Raw genomic sequence first — 24,642 nt, forward strand, 5'->3', positions numbered from 1 at the left:
CCTGCGGGCGCTGATCCGGGCCTGCGCGGCGCGGATCGTGTCCCGCTGACGCCGACGTCGATGACGGACCGCCCAGCTTCTCGCACCCGGACCGTGTGAGGATGTTCCGGCGCGAAAAGTGGGCGCTCCGTCGTCCCACGTGAGCGCAGACCGGGCGCCGCTCGTCGGCGTGCACCACCAGCCCGACCAGACTGCGAGAACCGTGACCCCGACGATGTCCTCCTCTCCGAACCAGAACCGCTGCTCTCCGGACCGGGAGCACCGCCTCCCGCATCGGGACGGCCGCGCGACCGACCGGTCCCCGCGACCCCACGACCGGAGCGGACGATGACCGCGGGACGCCCGGACCCCGGGTCGCCCCTGGGCAGGGGCCTGGGCCGCGGCCGCCGTCTCGTCGGACGCGGCCTCGGCCGCCTCTACGACGTCGCGAGCCGGCCGAGCTCGCAGCGGGCCGAGGAGGAGCGCGCGTCCCGGGACGAGGCGGAGGAGGCCCGCTCCCGGCTGGTCCTCGACCAGCTCGCCCAGGTGACGCGTCAGCTCGCCGAGGTGACCACCGCCGTCGAGGCGCTGCAGGGCCGGATCGCCGAGATCGAGGCCGGCGACGACCGTCGGAGCGCTCGGCTGTCCGAGATCACCGAGGCGACCGAGGGGAGCGCACGGCACCTCGAGGACCTGATCACGTCGACCGCGCGCGAGAGCACCGAGGTCCACCGGGCCCTCATCGACTCCATCGCCCTCCTCGGGCGCGCCGTCTCGTCCGCGGCGACGGACGACGGGGCGGGCCGGTGAGCAGCGGCGTCTTCGTCGACCTGACCCCGACGCAGGATCCGCTGCACTCCGAGCGCGGGATCGCGGTCTACACCCGGGGCCTCTTCGCCGCGATCGAGGCGCTCGAGCCGGGAGTCGTCGAGGCGTTCGTGCTCGCCCCCGGCGCGGGCACTCCCCCGCTGCCGGCCGGGCTGCAGGAGTCCGGTCGCGTCGTGACGACGGAGCCCGGCGAGCTGCCGGACGCGCGGCTCTGGCACATCCCTTCGCCCTTCGACACCTCTCACGACCCGTTCCGGATCCTGAACCCGCGACGCGTCCCGTACGTCGTGTCGCTCTTCGACATCATCCCGTTCGTGTTCGACGACGAGTACCTCCGCCTGCCGTCGGCCCGGGCGCGCTACCTGGCGCACGTGGAGCTGGTGCGCCAGGCGGATCGCGTGCTGTGCATCTCGCAGGCGGCGGCGGACGAGGCGATCGAGCGCCTCGGGCTGGACCCCGACCGCGTCGTCGTGACGGGGATCGCCGTCGAGGAGCACTTCGCCTCCGACGTCCCCGCCGAGGCCGCGTGGGAGCGCGCGGCGGCCGACGTCGAGGGGCTCCGCGCGGGCTTCCTGATGTACACCGGCGGCAGCGACCTGCGGAAGAACATCTCGGGACTCCTGCGCGCCTACGCGCTGCTGCCGAGCGACACCCGGCGGGCGCACCAGCTCTGCGTCGTCTGCCGCCTCAATGCACCGACCCGGCACCACTACGAGACGATGGCGGCCGGGCTGGGCATCGCGGACGACGTGCTCCTCACCGGGTACGTGGAATCCGAGACCCTCGCGGCGCTGTACCGGAGCACGGAGCTGTTCGTGTTCCCCTCCTTCTACGAGGGCTACGGGCTGCCCGTCGCCGAGGCGCTCGTCAGCGGCGCGCCGGCCGTCGTGTCCGACAACTCCTCCCTGATCGACCTCGTGCCGATCGACGCCGCCAGGTTCGATCCCCACGACGACGCCTCGATCGCCGCGGCCATCCGCCGCGGTCTCGAGGACGAGGCGCTGCGCTCCGAGCTGCGGGCGCTGTCCGGCACGATCCCCACCACCTGGGACGGCATCGCCGAGGCGACGATCGCCGTCTACCGGACCGTGCTCGACGAGGCGGTCGCGCCACCGCCGCGGGCGCACCGCACGGCGGTCGTCGCCGAGGTCGCGCTGCTCACCGGAGCCGAGCGGGAGGCCGCCGCCGTCCAAGTCCGCGCCCTCGCGCAGCAGGGGCCGGTGACCTTCTTCGAGGACGCGTCCAACGAGCGGATCGCCGGGGCGTCCTCCTACGTCCACCTCGCCGCGTACCTCGTCGCGGAGTCGATCGACGGACCGTTCGACGACCTCGTCCACCTGACGGGGCGGGCGCCGCAGCCCGGCGCCGACGCCCTGCGCGCGCGGCTCCGCCGCGGCCGCACGCTGGCGCTGGACGCGCCCGCGCCGCCCGCCTAGCGCCTTCCCGCCGCTGAGTCGCCCAAGAAGGCTCGTTCCCACCCCCGAGAACGAGCCTTCTCGGGCGAGTCGGCGGTGCCGCTGGGCCTGTCCGCTTCCGGACACGTCCGCAAGCGGCTCTTCCGCCGGCGGCCGGGCGGCGTCAGACTCGACCGATCCCCTCTGCGTCCGCGGCAGCGCCACTCCCGCATCCACTTCAGGAGCCCGCCCGTGAGCACGAGCGCACCCCAGGCCTCCGCCGCGACAGAGACCTCGAAGACCGAGAGCGCCGAGGCCGCCGACCCCGCGGCCCGCCGCCCGCTCCGCGCCTGGCTGAGCCAGGGCTCCTACGGCCCCACCGATCTCACGCGGCGCGGCGTCCTGCTGGTCGTCGTGTCGGTCCTCGCCGTGCTCGTGCCGGTGGTGACCCTCACCCTGCTCGACGTCGACTCGCACGTGTCGCTGAAGGTCTGGATACTGGCCGTCACCGTGATCGCGCTGCTCGGGGCGCTGCTGCGCGTCGTCGCCGACATGCGGCCCGGCCCTCGCAGCGACCTCGACCGGGCCGGCAAGGCGGTCGGGGCGGTCGCAGCGCTGTTCACCGCGCTCGCCGTCATCATCGACTGGAGCCTCCTGCACCTGTAGCGGGGCACGCGGAGGGACCCGCGCTCAGGACTCGGGCAGGAACCGCACCGGCAGGTCCGCGATGGACAGCCCCGACTCGCGCAGCGCCTCCTCGACGGCGGCGTGCTCGCTCTCGGGGGCGGTGACCTGGACCTTGTCGACGCCGTCCGTCTGCGTGCCGTCGCTGCTGTCGAAGAAGCCCGTCACGCCGTGCCGCTCCAGCAGCTCGGCGAGCAGGGCGGCGTAGCGCTCCTGCTCCCCGGACTGGATCAGCGCGCTGATCCGGGAGCCGCTGATCTCGACCGGGCGGTCACCGGCGACCCCCGCCGCGGCGCGGAGGTCCTCGGCGTGCGCGACGAGCGGCAGGAGGGCGCCGGGGGCATCGGGGTCCTCGATCGCCAGGAGGGAGAACCGGCCCGTCCGGCCGTCGGCGCCGTCCCAGACGGCGGCCTGCAGATCCAGTCCGCTGACGACGTCGTCGAGGGGGCCGAGCAGGCCGGCGGGATCGACGTCGAGCTCGGGGCAGCGGCTCGCGCCTCCGGGGCCCTCCCACGGGCCGTGCACGGAGACCGCGTTGCCGCCGTCGGTCAGCACGCGGAACGTCCAGGCGACGTGGTCGGCGTACTCGGTGGAGCAGGCGGTCTCGAGCACGGCGGGGAGGCTCGCCTCGTCGACGTCGAGGACGAGGCGGGACGTCGGGTCGAGGAAGACCGGCGCCTCGACCCAGCGGGCGGACTTCCGCACCTCGACTCCGGGGACGCTCGCGAGCTGCGCGGTCAGACGGTCGAAGCCCGGGTCGGGGCGGTCGAACGGCGTCTCGCTGATCGTCCAGCTGAACAGGGTCGCCCCGCCGACCGCGAGACCGGCCGCGGCCACCGCCGCCAGGGAGAGCCACCACCGCCTCGTCATGCGACCAGGGTGCCTCGCCGGCGCCCGTCCCGCCAGTGCGGGAGGCCGCGCTCGGGCGAACGCGGGATGAACGGACGTCGCCGGGCACAATGGGACGGTGCCGCCCACCCCCGCCGACCCGCGCTCGGATCCGCAGCCGGACCCCGCCGCCGACCCGCGCGACAACCTGCCCGGCGACGGCCGCGACGAGACCGAGAACGAGCGGCTCGACCGCAACTGGAGCGAGATCCTGCAGGAGCTGCGGGTCATCCAGACCGGGACGCAGATCCTGACCGGGTTCCTGCTGGCGATCGCCTTCCAGCAGCGCTTCGAGGACCTCGACCTCTTCCAGACCGACGTCTACCTGGTGCTGATCAGCGGCTCGGTGCTCGCGACCCTGCTCGGGCTCGCGCCGGTCAGCCTGCACCGCGAGCTGTTCCGCCGCCGGGCGAAGCGGACGCTGGTGCGCGCGGCCGACGTCCTACTGCGGCTGACGCTGATGGCGGTGGCGCTGGTGCTCGTGGGGACGGTGCTGCTGATCTTCGACGTCGTCACGACGCGGCCGCTGGCGATCACGATGGCGTCGGTCACGGCGGTGCTCATCGTCGGCATCTGGCTGGCGCTGCCGTGGCGGATCCGGCGGCGCGGGTAGGCGCACGGCGGTTGCAGGGGGCGGATCTCGATACGCCCGCTGCGCGGGCTACTCGATCAGCATGACGGCGCGGATCTACCTGGAAGAGACACCCGCGGACATGCTGGTCGAGTAGCGCGCAGCGCGTATCGAGACCCCGCATCGGCGCAGGATGACGGACGCGCGGCGCGCGCCCCGCCCGGGCCGACCGCGTTGCCGCGCCAGTCGTCTGCGCATCCCCGCCAGCGCCGGGGCTTGCGCCCGCCGCTCCGCACCGGAGCGCCACCGCCTCGCCCGCCGCCCGCTGTCGCGGCCCGTCCCCCGCCGCTCCCCCGCGCTGACCGCGACGACACGCTGATTCCGCGGTCCGCCGCCACCACCCGCGCCCGCCCGCAGCGCGCCCGTCGCCCCGCCCTCGCGCCGCCGCCTCCGCCTGCCGCCATCGGTGACCACTCGCCGCTGAGCGCACCCTGCACGCAGCCTGAGAGCACGTCACTGGATTGGGCCTGCGCGTGCCCAGTCCGGGGGTCAAGGCGCGTCGACCCGAAACGTATCTTGATGCCTGCTCCACCCGGACCGCCCGCCGGAGCAGCCCGGAGGGATCGGATCATGACGGAAGCGCGCGCGCTCGCCCGCCACCGTCGCCCGACCCCGCACGCCCCGCACCGCTCGCTCGCGCTGATGCTGATCCTCGTCCTGGTCTCGGCTGTGCTCGTCGTGCTGCCCGCGCCGCGCGCTGAGGCGGGGACCGTCCTCGTGCAGGAGTCCTTCGGCACCACGAGCGTCCCCGATCCCGCCTGGCAGGCCCTCGACCAGGCCTGTCTCACCAAGGCGGCATCCGCACCCCCCTCGGGCTCGTCCAACCTCGGCGTCTGCGCGAACCGCACGGGCGCCCCGCTGGCGACCTCCTCCCTGGGCTTCCTTCAGCTCACTGACAACCGCACCAATCTGAAGGGCGGTGCGGTCTTCAACCGGCCCATCCCGGCGACCGGCGGGCTCGACGTGCAGTTCGACCAGTACCAGTACGGGACGGTCGGCCTCGGCACCGGTGCGGACGGGATCGGCTTCTTCCTCACCGACGGCTCGAAGACCCTGACCGCGGCGGGTGCCGCCGGCGGAGCGCTCGGCTACGGGCAGAACACGTCCGGTGCCACCGCCGCGAACGGCGTCAACGGCGGCTACCTCGGCATCGGGCTCGATGCCTTCGGCAACTTCTCGAACACGGCGGCCCAGGTCGGCGGACTCGGCACCGGCTGCCCCGCGAGTCCTGCGCCGCCCGGGCAGCAGGCGAATCGCATCGTCGCTCGCGGCCCGGGGCAGGACCGGGCGAACTACTGCTACATCGCCAATGCGCCGGCGCCTCTGCTCGGTCCCGTGCGCACGACGCTCGTCCTCGCCGACGCGCAGAATCCGACGACTGCGTACGGCCGTACCGTCCGCATCACCGTCTCACCGGCCGTGCGGCCCCTGGTCACCGTCTACTGGGGCAACTCGGCCGGCATGGACGCTGCGAGCCTCACCCCGCTCCTGTCGTTCACGATGACGACGGACGCTCCCGCCACCTTCAAGCTCGGCTTCACCGCGTCGACGGGCGGGTCGAGCGACACGCACCTCATCCGCAACGTGAAGGTCTCGACGATCAACGATCTCGGCGCTCTCAGCCTGATCAAGCAGATCGACCGCACCGCCGCGCAGCCGGCGAGCTACGGCGAGGGCTCGACGATCCCGTACCAGTTCGTCGTCACCAACACCTCGTCGCTCGCGTCCGTCTCGAACGTCGCGGTGGCCGATCCCGGCGCGACCGGGATGTCCTGCCCCGCCACGACGCTGGCGCCACTCGCGTCCGTCACCTGCACAGCGACCCATCGGGTGACCGCGGCGGAGGCTCTCGCCACCACCTTCGTGAACACCGCGACCGCCACGGCGCTCAGCGGCACGACCACGCTCACGAGCAACAGCTCGACCGTCACCGCCCCCATCACCGCCCCCGCCCCCGCGATCACCCTCGTGAAATCCGGCGCCCTCACCGACACCAACGGCAACCAGCAGGCCGACGCCGGCGAGCAGATCGTCTACACCTTCCGCGCCACCAACACCGGCAACGTCTCGCTGCAGAACGTCGCCGTCACCGACCCGAAGGTCGCGTCGATCACCCCGGCGAGCGCCGCCCTCGCCCCCGGCGCGCAGGCCGTCTTCACCTCCGCCGCGTACACCGTGACCCAGGCCGACATCAACAGCGGCACCGCGATCCCGAACACGGCGACGGTCACCGGCCGCACCCTCGCGGCCAGCCCCACGACCGTCACGGCGAGCTCGAGCACCACCACGCCCATCCGCTACGCGCCGGCCCTGACGCTCACCAAGAACGGCACCTTCACCGGCCCCGCCGCGGTCGGCTCGACGATCCCTTACACCTTCACCCTCGTGAACACCGGCAACGTGCCGCTGACGTCCGTCGCGATCGCCGACCCCAAGGTCACCGTGGTCTACGGAGCCTGGCCCGGCACAGCGGGCCAGCTCGGCATCGGCCAGCAGGTCACCGCGACCGCCAGCTACCCGCTCACCCAGGCCGACGTCGACGCCGGCTCGGTCGTCAACACGGCCACCGCGACGGGCACCCCGCCCACCGGCGCCGCCGTCACCACCACCGCCACCCGGACGATCACGCTCACCCGGGCCGCCGACCTGGCCTTCACCAAGACCGCGAACCCCGCCTTCATCAGCACCGCCGGCACCGTCGTCACGTACACCTTCCGCGCCACCAACACCGGCAACACGACCCTGACGAGCGTCGGGATCACCGACCCCAAGTCCGGCCTCTCCGCGCTCACCTTCACCTGGCCCGGCACCGCCGGCCGGCTCACCCCCGGCCAGGTCGTCAGCGCCACCGCCACCTACACGACCACCGCGGCGGACGTCACGGCCGGCACGATCTCGAACACCGCGACCGCCACCGCGACACCGCCGACCGGCTCCGCGATCACCCGCACCGCCTCCGTCACGATCTCGGTGATCCCCGACCCGCTGCCCGACGCGGCGACCGTCGTCCAGGGCGGCTCGGTCGTCGTCGACGTCCTCGCCAACGACGGCGCCGCGGCGACCGGCGCCACCTTCTCCCGGGCCCAGCTCTCGGCGACCCCCAAGGTCGTCGGAGGTGCCGCCACCCCCGCCCCCGCGACCCCGGTCTTCGGCTCGGTCACCTGCGTCGACAGCGGCGCCACCCGCGGGCAGTGCACCTACCGCCCGATCGCCGCGTTCGTCGGCACCGACGTCTTCGACTACGCGCTCTCGGGCACCTACGGCACCTGGAACGTCCGCGTCACGATCACCGTGACCGCCCTCAACCACGCGCCGATCGCCCGCCCGGACCGCGCCGTCGCGACCGCCGGCGGCCCCGCCGTCACGGTCTCGCCGCTCGCCAACGACACCGACGAGGACGCGGGCACGACGCTGACCCTGAGCGCCGTCGGCACCGCGAGCAGCGGCACCTTCTCCTGCACGGGCGCGACCTGCAGCTACACGCCGGCGGCGGCTTTCACCGGCACCGTGCCGATCTCCTACACCGCGAGCGACGGCGCACTCACCGCGAGCAGCACGATCACGGTCTTCGTCGACCCCGCCCCGCTGGTCCCCCGCGGCTTCACCGACACCGACACGACCAGCGGAGCGATCGGCCTCGGCGCCTGGACCCGCTCCTCCGTCGTCGCCACCCCCGTCGCGAGCTGCACCGCGAACCGCCCGAGCACGCTCGTGAGCTGGTCCGCCGCGCCCGGCGCCACCGGCTGGACCCTCGAGCGCCGCCTGGCCGGAGCGACGCCCGGCGCCTGGACCGTCGTCGCGACGCCCGCGGCGAGCGCCACCTCCTTCACCGATGACCGACTCGGCGAGGGCCGCAGCTACCAGTGGCGGGTCCGACCCGACCTGCAGCGCTGGCTCGGCGTCGCGTCGGCCCCCTCGACCGCCGTCGCGCAGCCGGCCGTCACCACCGCGAGGGGCTGCTGATGCCGCGGCCGCCTCGCCCCACGAACCCTCCCACCCGTCCTGCACACGCCCGCGTGAGGGAGACCAGGCCCGCACCGGGCACCCATCTGAAAGGAACCGTCATGACCGCCACAGCCTCCACCGAGAACGACTCCCGCAAGCGCGCCCCCTGGAAGAGGATCGCCCTCACCGGCGGTGTCCTCCTCGCCGCGGGCGCCCTCGCCGGCGCCGGCGCCTTCGCCGTCTTCACCGACTCCGGCACCGCGGTCGGCAACGTCGACGCCGGCCAGACCGACATCAACGTCACCGGAGCGTTCACCGTCACCGACATCGCCCCCGGCGACACGATCCAGCGCCAGCTGACCCTCGTGCTCCCGAACGCGACCAACGACGGCGACCTCGTCTCCACCGTGCGCTTCTACCAGGACGTCACCTCGGAGACCGCCGGCACCGACGACCCGCTGCTCGCCGGCCCCGGCGAGTCGCTCGTCACCGGCACGGACGGGCTCAACTACCGCCTGCTGACCTGCACGGTGCCGTGGACGACCGCCGCGACCGCCCCCGCGGTGAACGGCCCGTACACCTGCGCCGGGACCACGACGACGACCGGCAGCGGCAAGCTGTCGACCATCGGCGGAGTCGCCAACGCCGCGAACTTCACGCCGGCGAACTTCGGCCTCACCCCCACGGCGACCGGCACCTTCCCGTCGGACGCCGGCGACGTCTCGCTGAACACGCTGATCGAGCTCGTGCTGCCCACCGCGGCCGACAACGACTACGAGAACGCCGCCGCGCAGATCACCTTCACCGCCGCCGCCATCCAGCGCGCCGGCATCCAGAAGTAGCCGACCGCTCCCGCCCCGGCGCCGTGCCCGCCCGCACGCGCGGCCGGGGCGGGAGCACCCCCTCCCCCTCCTCCCCTCCTCCCTCCCCTCTTCTTCCCCTCGGAGCCCCATGCCAGCCCTGCGCGCGATCGGCGCCGTCCTCACGGCGGTCCTCCTCGCGCCCGCGGTGTCCGCGGCGTCGGTCGCTCCGCCCGCCGCCCTGCTCGACGTGCGCGAGCTGACGGCTCCCGCCGCCCTCACCGGCCTCGCCCCCGGCGACACCACCGAGTGGGCCGCCGAGGTCACCAACGTCGGTGCGTCGGCGCACCAGGTCTCGATCGCCTTCGCGGTCGACGGCGGCGACGCGCTCGCCACGGACCCGCGCGCCGGGCTCCAGCTGGTCGTCGACCTCTGCCCCGCCGCCTTCACGATCGACGACGTCCTGGTCGCCGACGGCCGCTCCGTCGAGCGCTACCGCTGCCCCGAGGGCGTCGAGCCGATGGGCACCGGACCGGCCGCGTCGCTCGGCCGGCTCGACGGGTCCCGGGCGCTCGACCGCGGCGAGACCGTCGGCGTACGGGTCCGAGTGAGCTTCCCGGCCGGCTCCGGCAACGCGCTCGAGAGCACGTCGGCCGCCCTGCGCGTGCTCGTCCGCGAGACCGGGGCGATCGACGACTCCGGCGCTCCCGGGGGCGGCCCTTCAGGGAACGGCGGATCCGGTGACGGCGCGGTCGGCGAGGGTGCTGCCGGGAACGGCGCCCTCGGGAACGGCGGACCGGGGAACGGCCTCGCCGTCACCGGCCGCGACGTCGGTGCCGCGCTGCTCGGCGGCCTGCTCGCCCTCGGCGCCGGGCTGCTGCTCGCCACCACCGGCCGCCGCCGGAAGGAGGCGCGGTCGTGAGCAGCGCGGACGTCTGCAGTGCACGCGTGAGCGGCGAAGGCGGGAGCAGACCGGTCGTCACGGTCCTCCGCCGCCTCCTCGGCCTGGCCGTCGCGCTCGTCGCGATCGCGGGCGTCGCCGTCTTCGTCGCGTCCGCCCTCGGCGTCGTGCGCCTCGTGCCCGTGCTCTCGAACTCGATGGCGCCGGACATGCCCGTCGGCTCGCTCGCCGTCACCCTCCCCGTCGACCAGGCCGCGGTCCGCGCCGGCGACGTGATCGTCTTCACCGACCCCGACGTGCCCGAGCGCCGGGTGATCCACCGCGTCACGCTCGTCTACTCCGAGGCCGAGGCCGCCGAGCTGCGCGGCTGGTCGCCGGGGCTCCTCGCGCTGACCACCAAGGGCGACAACAATCCGCAGGCGGACCCGTGGATCGTCACCATCGCGGATCAGCGGATCTGGCGCGAGGAGTCGGTCGTGCCGCTGCTGGGCTGGCCGAGCATCGCGCTCGCGCAGCCCCAGGCGCGCTTCGCGTTCTTCGCGGTCGGCGGCGCGCTCGTCGTCGGCGCCGTGCTCGTCGTCATCTGGCGCCGACCGGCGGAGGCGCGGTCGTGAGCGGCACCGTCATGACCGGCGCGCCCGCGGCCCGCGCGCACGGCCGTCGGCGCGCGGCACCGGCCCGCCGCCGCTTCCGCGCACCGCTCGCCCTCGCCGCGGCGATCGCGCTGGTGCTCGGCGCCGGTGCCTCGGCCTCCGCGCTCTTCCTCGACCGCGCGACCGCCGGCGCCCAGGTCGGCGCGGGCACCGTCGTCGCGGAGTTCGACGCCACGGGAGTCACCACCGTGCAGGTCCCCGTCGCCGATCTGCTGCCCGGCGGCACGGCCCGGCGCCTCGTCGACCTCACCAACGCCGGCACCGTCTCGATGGGCGCCCTGCAGCTCGAGTCCGCCGCGACGACCGTCGGGGCGAGCGCCTCCGACGGCCTGCAGCTCGCCCTCGAGCGCTGCTCGGTGGCCTGGTCGTCCGACGCCGCCACCTGCCCCGGCACCACGACCACCGTCGCGGCCGACCGCCCCGCCACGGCCCGCATCGACCTGCCCACCTCCCCCGCCTTCGCCATCGGAGCAACGGATCACCTCCGCCTCACCCTCCGGCTCCCGGAGTCGTCCCCGTCCGCCGCGCAGAGCACCTCCGGCACCCTGACCCTCGCCGTCCTCGGCATCCAGGCCCCCGGCAAGCACCGCTGACGCCGCCGCCCCGGCCGGCGCCGGGTCTCCTCGGAGGCGCCGCCGCCGCCGCCCATGCTGGTCGAGTAGCCCCGACAGGGGCGTATCGAGACCCACCCTCCCCAGCACGGCGGGCCCGGCGACCCCACTCCAGGCGCCGCCGGATCTCGATACGCCCGCTCCGCGGGCTACTCGATCAGCATGGAGGGACGCGAGCTCCGCACAACATCAGCTGAGAAGGGGTGCCCTCCGCTGACAGAGGAGGCCCACCCGCCTCAGCTGATGTTCTGCGACGCCCACCACCGCCTGCACGCCCCCTGCCGGTCGAATAGCCCCGACAGGGGCGTATCGAGACCCACCGTGTCCCGGTAGGCAAGCCGGCAGACCCCACCTCTCGGCGCCGCCGGATCTCGATGCGCCCTCTCCGCGACCTGCTCGATCAGCAGGGGGGCTGCAGGGTCGCGAGCGCCTCGTCGAAGCTCTCCGCGGAGGCGAGCACGCCCTCCGGGCCGATCGCGATCCAGCGGCCGCGGTCGCGCAGCAGCAGGCCGAGCTCCTCGGCCGGCCGGCGGCGGGTGCGGCGCAACTCGAGGACGAACGCGCCGGGGCCGGTCTCGCGGATCTCCGGCGTCCGGCGGTCGGGCATTCTCAGCGGTACACGCTCCACTCCTTCTTCATCACGCGGGTCTCCTGGCCGTCGACCGCGACGATCCAGGCGCCGTCGGTCTTCGCCAGCACGCGGCCGCGCAGGTACTGCGGCTCCCAGCCGTCGGCACGGTGCACCCACTTCACGAAGCGGGCGAACCGGCCCGGCATCACATCGTCTCTGGACATCTGGTCCTCCCCGTCGTCGGGGCCGCGCCCGCAGCCGTCGCGGGACGACGGAGTCTCCGGATGCGGCCGGATGACAGGACTGTAGGACGCGCTCAGCGGCCAGGAGGAGACCCTTGACGGATCCGCTGGCGTGGGCAACAGCTGTCGGGGAGCGCCGCACTCAGCGCCCGAGCAGCCCCAGGAGACGCCGCTTGAGCGGGTGCAGCCGGTACGCCGCGTACCGCACCGCCGGGTGCGACAGCGCGCGCAGCCGCCGCGGCAGCGTGCTCCGCGCGGCCACCGCCTCCGCGTAGATCGCCGCCTGGGTGCGCGCCGCCGCCGCGAGGCTGAAGCGCTCGACGACCACCTCGCGCCCGAGCGCGCCGAGCCGCTCCCGCAGCTCCGCGTCGGCCGCGAGCGGCGCGAGGATCCCGGAGAGGCGCCCCGGCCCGTCGACGCCGTCGCCGAGCGAGTACCAGCCGCCGTCGAGGAAGAACGGCAGCGACTCCGGCGTCAGCAGCCGCCAGAAGGCCTTCTCGCCCTGCACGACCAGCGGCTTCGCGAACGCCATCCCCCGCAGCGCACTGCTGCCCATGCCGAGCACGATGTCGGCGACCGCGTAGGCGTCGCGCGGATCGAGCATCTGCCCGGTCAGCGTCACCAGCTCGCGCGAGCGCCCCGCGTTCACCCGGTCCGCCGCGGCCTGCAGCTCGCCGCGGACCGGACCGTCGCCGACGACGATCAGCCGGAACCGCGGCCCCTCGGAACCCCGCTCGGCGTCGAGCCGCCCGACCGCCTCGATCGCCGCGAGGATCCCCTCGCGCTTGAGGTCGACGACCAGCCGCGCCACCGTGACGACCGCGATCTCGCCGTCCTGCACGTCGAAGCGCGCCCGCAGCTCCGCCGTCCGCACCGCGTCCGCGACCGGTGCGTTCAGCTCGGTGTCGACCGGCGGCTCGATCAGGTGCAGCATCGGCCGGCGCCGCGACTCCTCCTCGAGCAGCTCGACGACGCCGACGATCATCGGGAACGCGGCCGGCACGAAGTCGGGCACCTCCGGCGAGAGCACCGTGGTCACCACGGGCACGCCGTCGATCAGGTGCGGGCCGAAGGCGGCGTCCATCGTCGGCGCCCACTCGTAGGCGTGGATCAGGTCGATCCGCCGCTCGCGGACGATCCGCCGCAGCCGCGCCATGCTCCGGACGGACAGGCGGGGCCCCTTCTCGGGCGCCTCCTCCCAGTCCAGCCCGAGCTCGGCGACCAGCGGGCGCAGATCGCCGTCCGGCCCGTAGACCACCGCCTCGTGGCCGAGCGCGGCCATCCGCCCCGCGAGCTCGATCCCGTTGATCTGGCTGCCGCCGACCTCCATCGTGTGCAGGCAGGTGAGGATGCGCATCAGACGGCCGGAGCGGGAGACGCGGCCGGGGTGGACGGGGCCGCCTGAGCCTGCGCCTGCGCCTGCGCCGCGACCTGGCGCCGGGCCTCGTCGATCGTCGCCAGCACCGAGACGACCTCGTGGTGCGGGTGCACCGGCGACTCCACGAGCCCCGCGGCGACGTAGGAGGCGAACGCCGTCGCCTGGAAGGACAGCGCGCCGTAGGGCCACGGCCCCTCGTCGCTCCAGACCTCCGAGTCCTGCCCCGAGCTCATGCTGCCGAGCGTCAGCGTCACGCCGCTCGGGCCGAAGAACGGGCTGTGCACCGCGAGCCGCCCCTCCGAGCCGAGGACCATCGCCTCGACCGGCAGCGACGTCTGGAGCGAGGTCGACAGCAGCGCGCGGGCGCCGGAGGCGGTGGTGAGCAGCAGATCGGCGCTCGCGTCGACGCCCGTGCCCGGGTCGACGGTCCCGGAGGCGACGACCGAGACGGGCGCGCCGAGCACCGAGGACGCGAACGAGATCGGGTACACCCCGGCGTCCAGCAGCGCGCCGCCGCCGAGCTCCTTCGCCCAGAGCCGCCCGGTCGGATCGACGGGGACGGAGAAGCCGAAGTCGGCGGTGACCAGGCGGAGCTCGCCGAGCACCCCGCTCTCGACGACCTGGCGGATGACATCGGCCTGGGGCAGGTAGCGCGCCCACATCGCCTCCATCACCAGCAGGCCGGCGGCGCGGCCCGCGTCGGTGATCTCGCGCGCCTCGTCCGCGGACATCGCGATCGGCTTCTCGATCAGCACGTGCTTGCCGGCCGCGATCGCGGCGAGCGCCTGCGCGCGGTGCAGCGGGTGCGGGGTCGCGATGTAGACGGCGTCGATCCCGGAGTCGGCGACCAGCTCCTCGACCGTCGCGTGCACCGTCGCGATGCCGTGCTTGTCCGCGAAGGCCCGGGTCTTCTCGGCGTCCCGCGCGGTGACGGCGACGGCGCGCTGCACCGAGCGGGAGTGGATCGCCGCGACGAAGGCGTCGGCGATGCCCGTGCCGATCACTCCCCAGCGCAGGGCGGGGACGGAGGCGGGGTCGATCGTTCGCGGAGCGGGGAGGGTGACGGGCACCGCTGAATCCTACGGGCGCGGCCCCGCGGGATCGAGGGACGGGGAGGCCCCCGAGGGCTCCGGCCACGGGATCCGCTCGAAGACCGCCCTCAGCTTCGCTCCGCGGCCGGGATGCACCGCGCTCACCCAGGCGATCCGGCCGAGGAGGTGCGCCCGGAGGTCGGGCACCCCCGCCCGGTTCTGCCCGGCCGGCCCGTGCACGGCACAGTTGTGCAGGATCGCGTGCAGCCGGTCGACGTCGGCCCGTCGGACGGCCGGGTGCGCATTGACCACGATCCCGGTCACGCTCTGCCGCGTCGAGGCGGGCCGCAGCCGCGTCTTCCGCGGGTTCACGGCGTAGCCCGCGTCCTCCACGATCCGCGCGGCTCCGCGGGCGAAGGCCTCCGCCCGCCGGGCGAAGCGCGTGTCGCCGCTGAAGGCGAGGTCGTCGGCGTAGCGGGTGTAGCGGGCGCCGGCCGCCTCGGCGTAGCCGGTCAGCCGGGCATCGAGGCGGCGCAGCGCCAGGTTCGCCAGCGCGGGCGAGGTCGGCGCGCCCTGCGGCAGGTGCGCGAGGGCGAGGGAGCGGCGGAGCGCGGCCCGCTCCTCCGGCTCGCCGCCCGCGGGCATCCGGTGGATCGCGGCGACCGGCACCGCGTGGGTGCACAGCCCGGTCAGCGCGAAGGCGACAGCCTCGGGCAGCCCCTCGCCGCGCAGCAGCCGGAAGACCCGCGCCGCGGTGACCTGCGCGAAGAAGCGCTGCAGATCGAGGGTGATCAGCATCGCCGAGCCCGCGTGCACGGCCGCGCCGGTGATCGCGCTGCGTCCCGGGACGAAGCCGTGCGCGGCCGGGTGCACGGGAGCCAGGCCGACGATCTCGTCGAGGACGCTCCGCTGCACCGCCCGCAGCCGCGTGCGCGGCACCTCGAGCAGCCGCGATGCCCGGCCCGGCCGCGAGCGCCAGACGTGGTCGTAGTTCTGGAGAGCGCCGGGGTGCGGAGCACCGTGCGGCGTCCGGCGGTTCCACTGCCCGAGGTCGGCGAACCCGTCCAGCTGCGCCGGCGCGAGCCCGAGCAGCCGCGCGAGGTCGTCCCGGCCGTCGATCGCCGCCACCGGCGAGGAGGAGGGCACGGCCCGAGCGGGAACCGGCGCGAGATGCGCGACCACCGGCTGCGCGCGCTCCGGGAGCAGCCCCGCGACCACCTGCGCGAGCTCGCGCGGCGCGTCGATCGGCGGATGCGGGAAGGCGACGAGCACGGCGGTGACCAGCGGGCCGATCCAGCGGCGGCGGGCGCCGAGGGAGTCGGCGGCCGCGGCGCGCAGCCCGGCCGGGGTCCACTCCGCGCCGAGGAACGCGTGCGCGAGCGCCTCGACCACCGCGTCCCGTCCGTGCACGACGACCCCCCGCCTCGTGCGCTCCAGCCTAGGCTGGGCGGCACCGCCCCTCCGGGCGAGGCGGACGGGGCACGCGCTGCTCCGTCCTCTCCGGGGTCACCCCGGGGCACGTGGATCGACCAGGCATCACGCCGCAGGCACCCACCCGCGCTCCGCGCGGCACAGCGCCCGCACAGCTCGACAGGTCGCCCGGAGGGACGGCCTCGCCGCCGATCGCGGGGGCGCCGGTAGCGGTCTGATCCCGAAAACGCACTCACCCGATTCGGGGGTCGACCCGCGCGGGAGCGCCGTCCTACCCTTCTGGGAGTTGCACGGCCCGACGCCGCCGTGAACGATCACGGATGGAGCCCGGATGGACACCTGGAGGCACCGTCTCCCGATCGAGGACTGGACCCCGCTGTTCTCCGGACCCGTCGACTCCGTGCCCGCCGAGGCGCTCGACGCCGCGGCGCGCATCCTCCGCCTCCTGCCGGACATCGAGCGGCTCACCATCGGCACCCCCGACGGCCCGATCATCGCCGAGCGCGGCTCGTCGGCCTCGGCCTGGCAGGCGGCCGACCGGGTCGCGATGGCCCTGCTCGCCTCCTCCCCCGCGGTGACGGGCATCACCGCCTCCGCGTTCGACGCCCGCGACGGCGTCCGGCACGCCACCCCCGCCGACCCGTTCCTCACTCGCGAGGGCGGCCGGGCCGCGGCCCTGCGCGCCTCGATCGACCTCGGCGAGATCTCCGCCGAGGAGGCCGAGCGCCGGCACGCCGAGCTCCTCGCCGGCGAGGACGCCGACGATCCGCTCGAGGCCCTCTGGGACGCGGACTCCGCCTCGCGCCACTGACGCGCGCCGGCGGGCCGGTCGCCCCGCCGCTCAGGACCCCCGGCGGTCGAGCCGGTCCAGCCGCGCGTTGTACGCCGCGAGCTCGGCCTCGCCGTCCCGGTCGGCCCGGCGGTCGTAGCGCTTGGCCGTCCGCTCCTCCGAGCGCACCCACTGCGACACCACGACCAGCGCGATCAGCACCATCGGGATCTCGCCCGCCGACCAGGCGATCCCGCCGCCGACGCCCTGATCCGCGAGCAGCGCGTCCGTGTCGGTGTACCCGAGCGCCGTCCACCAGGGCGCGGCGAGGACGGTGGTCTGCGACATGATCGCCAGGCCGAAGAAGGCGTGGAAGGCCAGCGTCGCGAGCATCACCAGCAGCCGCAGCACGTGCCCCGGGCGATCCGGCCCCGGGTCGACGCCGATCAGGACCCAGAAGAAGAGGTAGCCGGTCGCGAGGAAGTGCAGGGTCATCAGCACGTGGCCCTGGTGGCTGAACATCGCCCACTCGAACCAGCCGGTGTAGTAGAACGCGACGAGGCTGCCCGCGAAGAGCACCGCGGCGACCGGCGCCTTCGACAGCACGGCGAGGTAGCGCGAGTGCACGACCGCGAGGATCCACTCGCGCAGCCCCCGACCGCCGTCGCGGCGCACCGGCAGCACCCGCAGCGCGAGCAGCACCGGCCCGCCGAGCACCAGCAGCGGCGGCACGACCATCATCAGCAGCATGTGCTGGATCATGTGCGTGCTGAAGTGCACCTGCCCGTACACCCCCGGCCCGCCGCTGGTCGTGTAGGCGAGGGCGGCGCAGCCGGCCACCCAGGCGAGCGTGCGGCCGAGCGGCCAGGCGTCGCCGCGGCGCCGGAGCTTCAGCACCGCGTGCACGTAGAGGGCGGCGCCGACGACGGCGATCCCGAGCCACACGGCGTCGAGGTGCCACTGGTCGAGCATCCGCTCGGGCGTCACCTCGGGCGGGTAGCGGAAGCCGAGCAGGCTGCGCCTGGCGTCACCGCTGACCGGGTCCTGGGAGACCGGCGGCGCGCTGTTCGAGAGCGCCACCGAGACGCCGATGGTCAGCGCCATCACCAGCACCTCGCCGACGGCGACCGCGACGAACGCACGGCGGTCGGCCGGGTCCGCGCGCAGCCGCGGGATCAGCCGCAGCCGGTGCCAGGCCCCTGCGCCGCCGAGCGCGAGCAGCGCGACGGCCTTCACGATCAGCAGCTGCCCGTAGGGCGTGCCGAGGTCCTCGAGCCCCTCGATCCGGAGCGACGCGTTGACCAGCCCGGAGAAGGCGACCGCCCCGAACGCCCAGCCGGCCAGCACGGAGTAGCGCGCGACGACCGTGCCGATCTCGCCGCCGACGGTCCGCCGCAGCAGGATCACCGCGGCGAGCCCGCCCGCCCAGGCCGTCACTCCGATCAGGTGCACCGCGAGGCTGTTCACCGCGTTCGCGTGCTCGTCCGCGCCGGCCGCATGCCCGGAGAGCGAGAGCGGCAGGAGCGCCAGCACGGCGATCGCGGTCGCCGCCGCCACCCAGCCGAGCCGCCGGGAGAAGAGGGTGAGCAGCAGCACCGCCGTCGCGCACGCCGTGGACGCCACGAGGGTCTGCCCCAGCTCGAGCTGCGTGGCGTAGAAGACGAGCTGGGTCCGGAAGCCCGGCGCGTCCAGCGGCTGCCCGATCGCGTTCGCCGCCGTGAAGACGAGCACGGCGAGCGCCGACGCCACCCAGACGGCGGCCGACCAGGTCGCCCAGCGCAGCGCCCGGTTCTGCGAGTACGAGACGATCCCGGGCGCGATCCGCTGGCCGGGCAGGAGGAAGGTCGCGGCCGTGAGCAGGCCGATCGTCAGCGACGCGGCGGTGTCGTGCACGACCCGCGCGATCGGCAGCCCGCGGGTGACCAGCTCGCCGGGGTCGATCAGGCGCGTCTCGGTCGAGAACGCGCCGGTGAAGGTGAGCCCGGCGAGCGCGACCGCGACCGCCGCGGGGACGGCGAGCAGCAGAGTCGCCTCCGCCGCGCGGAGCGGAGCGGCGGCCGGCCGCCCGGGCGGGAGGAGGTCGTCGTCGGGGCCTTGACCGCCGGGACCGCCGGGGCCGCCGGGGCCGTGGTCGTCGTGGCCGAGGGGTGTGGAGGACGGTGCGTGCGCCACAGCAGTGGCTCCCTTCGCGCGGCCGGTCCGGAGGGACGGGGCATCGCGCACAGACCCCGCCCGCGGGCAGGGGTCGATGAGGACGCGCAGCGCGCGTCGAGGATCAGGAGGCGGGGGCGGCGGGCGGGCCGCGGCGGGGCGCGGCGTCGGCGAGCACGTCCGCCACGACCGGGAGGATCGCGCGCGGCGCGGACGACGAGCGGCGCCCGGTCGCCGCCGGGAGGACCGGGACGGCCGGAACCCGCACGAGTCGCGCCGCCGCGTGGACCGTCGTCGCGGCGACCGCGATCAGCAGCGCCTCGCCCCGGTGCAGGACCGCGATCGTGACGACCGCCGCGAGCAGGTGCGCGATCCCCATCGAGGAGTCGTGCCCGCCCGCGTGGGCCGTCGCGGCGCTGACGTCGATCGGGCCGCCGTGGGCGTGCGCCGCACCGGCCGGCCCGGCCGCGGCGCCGATCTCGAAGAGCGCGTGGAAGAGCAGCTGGCTCACTCCGACCGAGGCGGCCAGGCGCGCGAGCGAGAGCCCGCGGCCGGCGAGCGCGACGCAGACCGGCACCGAGAGCACGAGCGGCACCGCGAGTCCGAGCAGGCCCGGCACCTCGCCGCCGCCCGCGACGTGCGAGAACAGGGCCGTGAGGGTCGCCACCGTCGCCGCCACGACACCGCGCAGGGTGCGGAGCGAGCGGGAGGACGACACCTCTCCAGTGTCTCAGGCGGATCGGCGGGGGCACCCTTCGCATCCGAGCCGATATGTGCAAGAGTGTGCATACGACAATACGTCCGCGGTCGTCGCGGCGAGCGGAGCACGGCGAGTGGGGCACAGGGAGTCGCATGGGACACGACCACGGGCACGCCGGCTCCGCCGCCGCCCGCCACCGGCGCCCCCTCGTCATCGCCTTCGCGCTCACCGCCGCCTTCGCGGTCGTCGAGTTCGTCGTCGGCCTCACCACCGGCTCGCTCGCGCTGATCTCCGACGCCGCGCACATGGGCACCGACGTGATCGCGCTCGGGATGTCGATCGCCGCGATCTCGCTCGCCGCCCGCCCCGCCGCGAAGGCCCGCACCTACGGCTCCTACCGGCTCGAGGTGCTCGCCGCGCTCGCCAACGGCGTCCTGCTCTTCGGCGTCGCCGGCTTCGTGATCGTGGAGGCGGTCCGCCGCTTCGCCGAGCCGCCCGCGGTGCCCGGCGCACCGCTCCTGATCACCGCCGTCATCGGCCTGGCCGTCAACCTGGTCAGCCTGCGCCTGCTCTCGGCCGGCGCGAAGGAGAGCATCACCCTGCGCGGGGCGTCGCTCGAGGTGCTCGGCGACGCCCTCGGCTCGATCGGCGTGATCGTCGCCGCGATCGTGCTGCTGACCGCCGGCTGGGCCTGGGCCGACCCGATCGTCGGCGTGCTGATCGGCCTGCTGATCCTGCCGCGCACCTGGTCGCTGACCCGCCAGGCCCTCGGGATCCTGATGGAGTCGGCGCCCGCGCACGTCGACCTCGCCGCGGTCGAGCGCGACGTCCGCGCCGTCCCCGGCGTGCTCGCGCTGCACGACCTGCACGTCTGGACCATCACCTCCGGCATGGAGAGCGCCACCGGCCACATCGTCGTCGCCCCCGACGCCGACTACCGCGAGGCCCTCGCCGGCGTGCTCGCCGTCCTGCGCGAGGACCACGGCATCGACCACGCCACCATCCAGTGCGAGCCCGAGGCGTTCCCGGAGCGCCCGCACGCGATCTGAGCGCCGCCCCTCCGCCCCGCCACCACTCCTCAAAAGTTGTCGTACTCGGCGCCCCACTACGACAACTTCTGCGGAGTCGCGAGCACGCCCGCGACCCTTCCGCCTGTTGACGTCAACATGTACAGTCGGAGGCCACGGGCGTGTTCACGTGAACAGCTCCCCTTTCAGAGTTGAAAGAGAGACGCATCGATGTCGATGTCCACTGCCAGACGCACTCGCCGGAAGGCGGGCCGGATCGCCGCGCTCGCCACGAGCGCCGCCCTCGCCGCCGGAGCGCTGCTCGCGCTCCCCGCGGCCGCCGCCCCCGCGCAGGCCGCCGACGCCTTCCGCATCACCCCCAACCCCGCCGCGGCGGGCGAGTCGTTCGAGGGCTGGGGCACCAGCCTCGTCTGGTTCGCGAACGCCACCGGGAACTACCCCGAGGCCCTCCGCGAGGAGCTCTACCAGAAGGTCTTCGGCGACGACGGCCTCGACCTCAACATCGCCCGCTACAACATCGGCGGCGGCAACGCCTCCGACGTGAAGGACTACCTCCGCCCCGGCGGCGCGGTCGAGGGCTGGTGGAAGCAGAACCCGGCCGGCGACGCCGCGACCTACGGCGGCACGAGCACGAACTACGCCGACCGCGACGCGCTCCTCGCGAAGTGGAACGCGGGCGACGCCTCCTCCTACGACTGGACGAGCGACGAGACGCAGCGCTGGTGGGTCGAGAAGCTCGCCGAGGAGAAGCAGATCTCGCACTGGGAGGCGTTCGCCAACTCCGCCCCCTACTTCATGACCGAGAGCGGCTACGTCTCCGGCGGCTTCAACGCCACCAGCGAGCAGCTGAAGCCCGCCGCGGAGGCGAAGTTCGCCCAGTACCTCGCGACCGTCACCGCGCACATGGAGGACGAGTACGGCATCGAGTTCGACACCCTCGATCCCTTCAACGAGCCGAACACCAATTACTGGGGCACACAGCTCACCAACGGCGTCCCGACCGGCGGACGGCAGGAGGGCATGCACATGGGCCCGACCCGCCAGGCCGACCTGATCCCGGACGTCGCGGCCGCCCTCGCGGCCTCGTCGAGCGACGCCGGCATCGCCGCGATGGACGAGACCAACCCCAGCATCTTCAAGACGAACTGGGCCGCCTACTCCGCCGCCGTCCGCGCCGAGGTCGACCGGATGAACGTGCACACCTACGGCACCTCCGACCGCCTCGCGGTCCGCGACCTCGCCAAGCAGGCCGACAAGGACCTCTGGATGAGCGAGATCGAGGGCAACTGGGTCGCCGGCTACGACCCGGTCAACATCGAGAACGGCCTCGGCATCGCCGGCCGCATCAACGACGACCTGCGCGAGCTCGAGCCGAAGGCCTGGGTGCTCTGGCAGCCGGTCGAGGACCTCTACAACATGAGCCCGAAGGGCGAGAACCTCAACTGGGGCTCGATCTTCATCGACCTCGACTGCAAGCCCTACCAGGAGGGCGGCGCCGAGGTCTGGAAGTCGGCGCGCCGCGTCGCGGACGCCGGCGGCGACTCCACCAAGGCCCCGGTCTGCGGCGTCGAGACGAACTCGAAGTTCAACACGATCCGCAACTTCACCAAGTTCGTCCACGAGGGCGACCACCTGATGCCCACGAACGACACCTCCTCCACCGCCGCCGTCCGCGGCGACGGCAGCGGCGCGACCGTGGTGCACACCAACACCGGCGCGACGGCGAAGACCGTCGTGCTCGACCTCTCCCGCTTCGGCAGCATCGCCGCCGGCGCGACGGTCACCCCCTACGTCACGACCCAGGCCGCCTCGGCCGCCGCGCCCACCGGCAACGCGCTCGTCGCCAAGCCCGCGGTCGCCATCGACCGGGAGTCGCGCACCGCGACCGTCACGGTGCCCGCCAAGTCGGTCACCTCCTTCTCGATCGACGGCGTCTCCGGCGTCGCCGACTCCGCCCCGGCCCTGCGCGACGGCCACCGCTACCAGCTGGTCGGCACGCAGAGCGGCAAGGCGCTGACCGGCAACCCCACCGGCGCCGCGACCACGATCACCACCCTCGCCACCGACTCCACCGCCGCCGCCAAGCAGAGCTGGACCGTCCGCGAGCTCGCCCCCGGCGAGCGCGAGGCCACCCGCCGCGTCGTGCTGCAGAGCAGCGACGGCCGCGTGCTCGGCGCCACGAGCGCCGGCACCGACCTGCGCACGCTCTCGGTCGACGCCGCCAAGGCCGACGCCGCCACCCGCTGGATCGTCAGCACCACCGACGGCACCGCCTACACACTGGTCAACGAGTCGATCGGACTCTCGCTCGACGTCAACGGCCAGTCCAGCACCGAGAACACCACGGTCGGCGTCTACGGCTCGAACGGCGGAGCGAACCAGTCCTGGACGCTGCGCGACCTCGCCCCGTCCGCCGCGCAGACGGTCGCCGTCCGCACCACCGTCGGCGTCGCGCCGACCCTGCCCGCCTCGATCGCCCCGCAGTACGCCTGGGGCACCGGCGCACCGGTCGCCGTCACCTGGCAGCGCCCGGCCGACTCGGCCTACGCCGCCGCCGGCCGCGTCGAGGTGACCGGCACCGCGACCGACCTGTTCGGCCAGTCGATCCCCGTCACCGCGCTCGTCGACGTCGGCGGCCTCACCGCCACCGACCCGGCGTCGCTCACCGTCGCCGCCGGAGCCTCCGTCGCCGCGGTGCAGGCCGCGGCCCCCACCACCGTGCCGGCCCGCGTCGGCGCCTCGACCAGCACCTTCGCGGTGCCGGTCACCTGGGACTGGACGCCGCTGACCACCGCCTCGCTCGCGGCGCCCGGATCGATGACGATCTCCGGCACCGCGACGGCCGACGGCCAGACCCTCCCCGCCACGCTGACGGTGCTGGTCACCGCCGGCACGCTCCGCAACTTCAACCCCGATACGGGCATCATCGCGACCGCGAGCTCGTCCGAGTCGGGCTTCGGACCGGAGCGCACCCGCAACGGCGTCGACGGCGACAAGGGCTGGTCCAACTGGACGAGCGGCACCAAGGCCGCGCAGAGCAGCCTGACCTACACCTTCCCCGCCACCCGCCAGGTGCAGCAGGCGTCGGTGCAGTTCCAGCGCGACGGCGGCACCAGCTGGGCGCAGAGCTACCAGCTGCAGTACCAGGGCGCCTCGAGCAGCACGTGGACCGCGATCCCCGGCTACGAGTCCGCGGTCGCCCTGGCCGCGCCCGCCGACGGCACCGCGCCGACGCTGAACGCGACCTTCGCGCCGGTCACGGCCAAGGCCTTCCGCATCGTGATGAACGCCTACGCCAACACGCACCTCATCGTCTCCGAGACGAAGCTGTACGAGTCGGTGGCCTCACCCGCCGCGGTCGCCACCCTCGGCGCCCTGCGCGTGAACGGAGTCGGCGTCGCCGGCTTCGAGCCGGCCCGCGGCTCCTACGCCGTGACCGTCGACGGCACGACGATGCCGGTGCTCACCGCGGTGGCCACCGACTCGGCGGCCCGCGTGCGGGTCACGCAGCCGACCACCGCGAACGGCGGAGTCGGCACGATCGCGATCACGTCGGCCGACGGCACGGTCTCGCAGACGACGACCGTGACCGTGACGCTGAAGGCGCCCGCCGCCCTCGCCGTCGCGGTGACGGCCACGACCCGCTGCATCGCCGGCAAGGTCACCCTGACGGTCACGGCGCAGAACAACGCGACCGTCCCCGTCTCGATGACCGTCGCCTCCGCCTACGGCTCGAAGGAGTTCACCGGCATCCTCCCCGGCAAGAACGCCTCCGCCGCCTTCTCGACGCGCGCCGCCTCGGTGCCCGCCGGCCAGGCCACCGTCACCGCGACCGCCACCGTCGACGGCGCCCCCGTCACCACGGTGATCCCGGCGGCGTACGGAGCCCGCACCTGCGGCTGACCCGCGCTCACGGCCGACCCGCGCCTCGTGACCGTCCCGCCGTCCAGGCGGGGCGGTCACGTCGTCTCGGGCGCTTTCAAGCTCCACCGCCATGCGGTCAGTCTCGATTCGAGAAATATGCGGT

The 24,642-nt window shown here is 74.5% G+C and carries 20 protein-coding genes; 12 read left to right on the forward strand and 8 right to left on the reverse strand.

Features of this window, described 5'->3' with window-relative positions:
• The first annotated feature begins 327 nt into the window (after window positions 1-327).
• The 3 genes from EDF35_RS05060 to EDF35_RS05070 all read left to right on the forward strand — a co-directional run bounded on the left by EDF35_RS05060 (window position 328) and on the right by EDF35_RS05070 (window position 2,867).
• Window positions 328-789, forward strand: coding sequence for a hypothetical protein (locus EDF35_RS05060; RefSeq protein WP_123705775.1), 462 nt, complete (start codon window positions 328-330; stop codon window positions 787-789).
• Window positions 786-2,243, forward strand: a complete 1,458-nt coding sequence (locus EDF35_RS05065) for a glycosyltransferase family 1 protein (RefSeq protein WP_133960940.1) — start codon at window positions 786-788, stop codon at window positions 2,241-2,243. Before EDF35_RS05060 ends, EDF35_RS05065 begins: the two co-directional genes overlap by 4 nt.
• Before the next feature lie 210 nt (window positions 2,244-2,453).
• Window positions 2,454-2,867, forward strand: coding sequence for a hypothetical protein (locus EDF35_RS05070; RefSeq protein ID WP_133960941.1), 414 nt, complete (start codon window positions 2,454-2,456; stop codon window positions 2,865-2,867).
• Window positions 2,868-2,891: 24 nt separating this feature from the next.
• Here the strand turns inward: EDF35_RS05070 and EDF35_RS05075 are convergent, their stop codons facing one another.
• Complete coding sequence (locus tag EDF35_RS05075) at window positions 2,892-3,755, reverse strand: hypothetical protein (protein ID WP_133960942.1); 864 nt, start codon at window positions 3,753-3,755, stop codon at window positions 2,892-2,894.
• 97 nt (window positions 3,756-3,852) lie between these two features.
• Between EDF35_RS05075 and EDF35_RS05080 the strand changes: the two genes are divergently transcribed.
• The 6 genes from EDF35_RS05080 (at window position 3,853) to EDF35_RS21375 (ending at window position 11,296) form a co-directional block, all read left to right on the forward strand.
• On the forward strand, window positions 3,853-4,386 hold the full coding sequence (locus EDF35_RS05080; protein ID WP_243839849.1) for a DUF6328 family protein: 534 nt from the start codon (window positions 3,853-3,855) through the stop codon (window positions 4,384-4,386).
• 588 nt (window positions 4,387-4,974) lie between these two features.
• Entirely contained in the window at window positions 4,975-8,367 is a 3,393-nt protein-coding gene (locus EDF35_RS05085) for an Ig-like domain-containing protein (RefSeq protein WP_133960943.1), read from the forward strand.
• Window positions 8,368-8,468: 101 nt separating this feature from the next.
• Window positions 8,469-9,191, forward strand: coding sequence for a TasA family protein (locus EDF35_RS05090; RefSeq protein WP_123444452.1), 723 nt, complete (start codon window positions 8,469-8,471; stop codon window positions 9,189-9,191).
• Window positions 9,192-9,300: 109 nt separating this feature from the next.
• On the forward strand, window positions 9,301-10,071 hold the full coding sequence (locus EDF35_RS05095) for a sortase (RefSeq protein ID WP_133960944.1): 771 nt from the start codon (window positions 9,301-9,303) through the stop codon (window positions 10,069-10,071).
• Window positions 10,072-10,097: 26 nt separating this feature from the next.
• On the forward strand, window positions 10,098-10,664 hold the full coding sequence (locus tag EDF35_RS05100; RefSeq protein ID WP_166674011.1) for a signal peptidase I: 567 nt from the start codon (window positions 10,098-10,100) through the stop codon (window positions 10,662-10,664).
• The gene (locus EDF35_RS21375) at window positions 10,661-11,296 is read left to right on the forward strand and encodes a peptidase (protein WP_133960946.1); all 636 of its coding nucleotides are present in this window, start codon (window positions 10,661-10,663) and stop codon (window positions 11,294-11,296) included. Before EDF35_RS05100 ends, EDF35_RS21375 begins: the two co-directional genes overlap by 4 nt.
• A gap of 418 nt (window positions 11,297-11,714) precedes the next feature.
• On the opposite strand, the gene EDF35_RS05110 is transcribed toward EDF35_RS21375, so the two are convergent.
• The 5 genes from EDF35_RS05110 to EDF35_RS05130 all read right to left on the reverse strand — a co-directional run bounded on the left by EDF35_RS05110 (window position 11,715) and on the right by EDF35_RS05130 (window position 15,946).
• Entirely contained in the window at window positions 11,715-11,921 is a 207-nt protein-coding gene (locus EDF35_RS05110; protein WP_133960947.1) for a hypothetical protein, read from the reverse strand.
• Between the two features lie 2 nt (window positions 11,922-11,923).
• Complete coding sequence (locus tag EDF35_RS05115; RefSeq protein ID WP_123734602.1) at window positions 11,924-12,109, reverse strand: hypothetical protein; 186 nt, start codon at window positions 12,107-12,109, stop codon at window positions 11,924-11,926.
• A gap of 160 nt (window positions 12,110-12,269) precedes the next feature.
• Window positions 12,270-13,484 carry a glycosyltransferase gene (locus tag EDF35_RS05120; protein ID WP_133960948.1) on the reverse strand — a complete coding sequence of 405 codons (1,215 nt, stop codon included), beginning with the start codon at window positions 13,482-13,484 and terminating at the stop codon, window positions 12,270-12,272.
• On the reverse strand, window positions 13,484-14,575 hold the full coding sequence (locus EDF35_RS05125) for a Gfo/Idh/MocA family oxidoreductase (RefSeq protein WP_133960949.1): 1,092 nt from the start codon (window positions 14,573-14,575) through the stop codon (window positions 13,484-13,486). Before EDF35_RS05125 ends, EDF35_RS05120 begins: the two co-directional genes overlap by 1 nt.
• Before the next feature lie 9 nt (window positions 14,576-14,584).
• On the reverse strand, window positions 14,585-15,946 hold the full coding sequence (locus EDF35_RS05130; protein WP_133960950.1) for a reverse transcriptase family protein: 1,362 nt from the start codon (window positions 15,944-15,946) through the stop codon (window positions 14,585-14,587).
• 352 nt (window positions 15,947-16,298) lie between these two features.
• Here EDF35_RS05130 and EDF35_RS05135 point away from each other — a divergent pair, with 352 nt between their 5' ends.
• On the forward strand, window positions 16,299-16,778 hold the full coding sequence (locus tag EDF35_RS05135; RefSeq protein ID WP_123444444.1) for a hypothetical protein: 480 nt from the start codon (window positions 16,299-16,301) through the stop codon (window positions 16,776-16,778).
• Window positions 16,779-16,808: 30 nt separating this feature from the next.
• Here EDF35_RS05135 and EDF35_RS05140 read toward each other — a convergent pair whose 3' ends face one another.
• Complete coding sequence (locus EDF35_RS05140; protein WP_133960951.1) at window positions 16,809-18,908, reverse strand: cytochrome c oxidase assembly protein; 2,100 nt, start codon at window positions 18,906-18,908, stop codon at window positions 16,809-16,811.
• Window positions 18,909-19,011: 103 nt separating this feature from the next.
• Window positions 19,012-19,605: a hypothetical protein gene (locus EDF35_RS05145; protein WP_133960952.1), complete on the reverse strand. Its 594-nt coding sequence runs from the start codon at window positions 19,603-19,605 to the stop codon at window positions 19,012-19,014.
• A gap of 134 nt (window positions 19,606-19,739) precedes the next feature.
• Between EDF35_RS05145 and EDF35_RS05150 the strand changes: the two genes are divergently transcribed.
• Both EDF35_RS05150 and EDF35_RS05155 read left to right on the forward strand, forming a co-directional pair.
• The gene (locus EDF35_RS05150) at window positions 19,740-20,636 is read left to right on the forward strand and encodes a cation diffusion facilitator family transporter (RefSeq protein ID WP_133960953.1); all 897 of its coding nucleotides are present in this window, start codon (window positions 19,740-19,742) and stop codon (window positions 20,634-20,636) included.
• 195 nt (window positions 20,637-20,831) lie between these two features.
• A complete protein-coding gene (locus EDF35_RS05155) occupies window positions 20,832-24,518 on the forward strand; it encodes a glycoside hydrolase (protein WP_133960954.1) in 3,687 nt (1,228 codons plus the stop codon).
• Window positions 24,519-24,642: the final 124 nt, after the last annotated feature.

The organism is Rathayibacter sp. PhB151 (assembly GCF_004366415.1).
In the GTDB taxonomy this organism is placed as follows: Bacteria; Actinomycetota; Actinomycetes; order Actinomycetales; family Microbacteriaceae; genus Rathayibacter; species Rathayibacter festucae.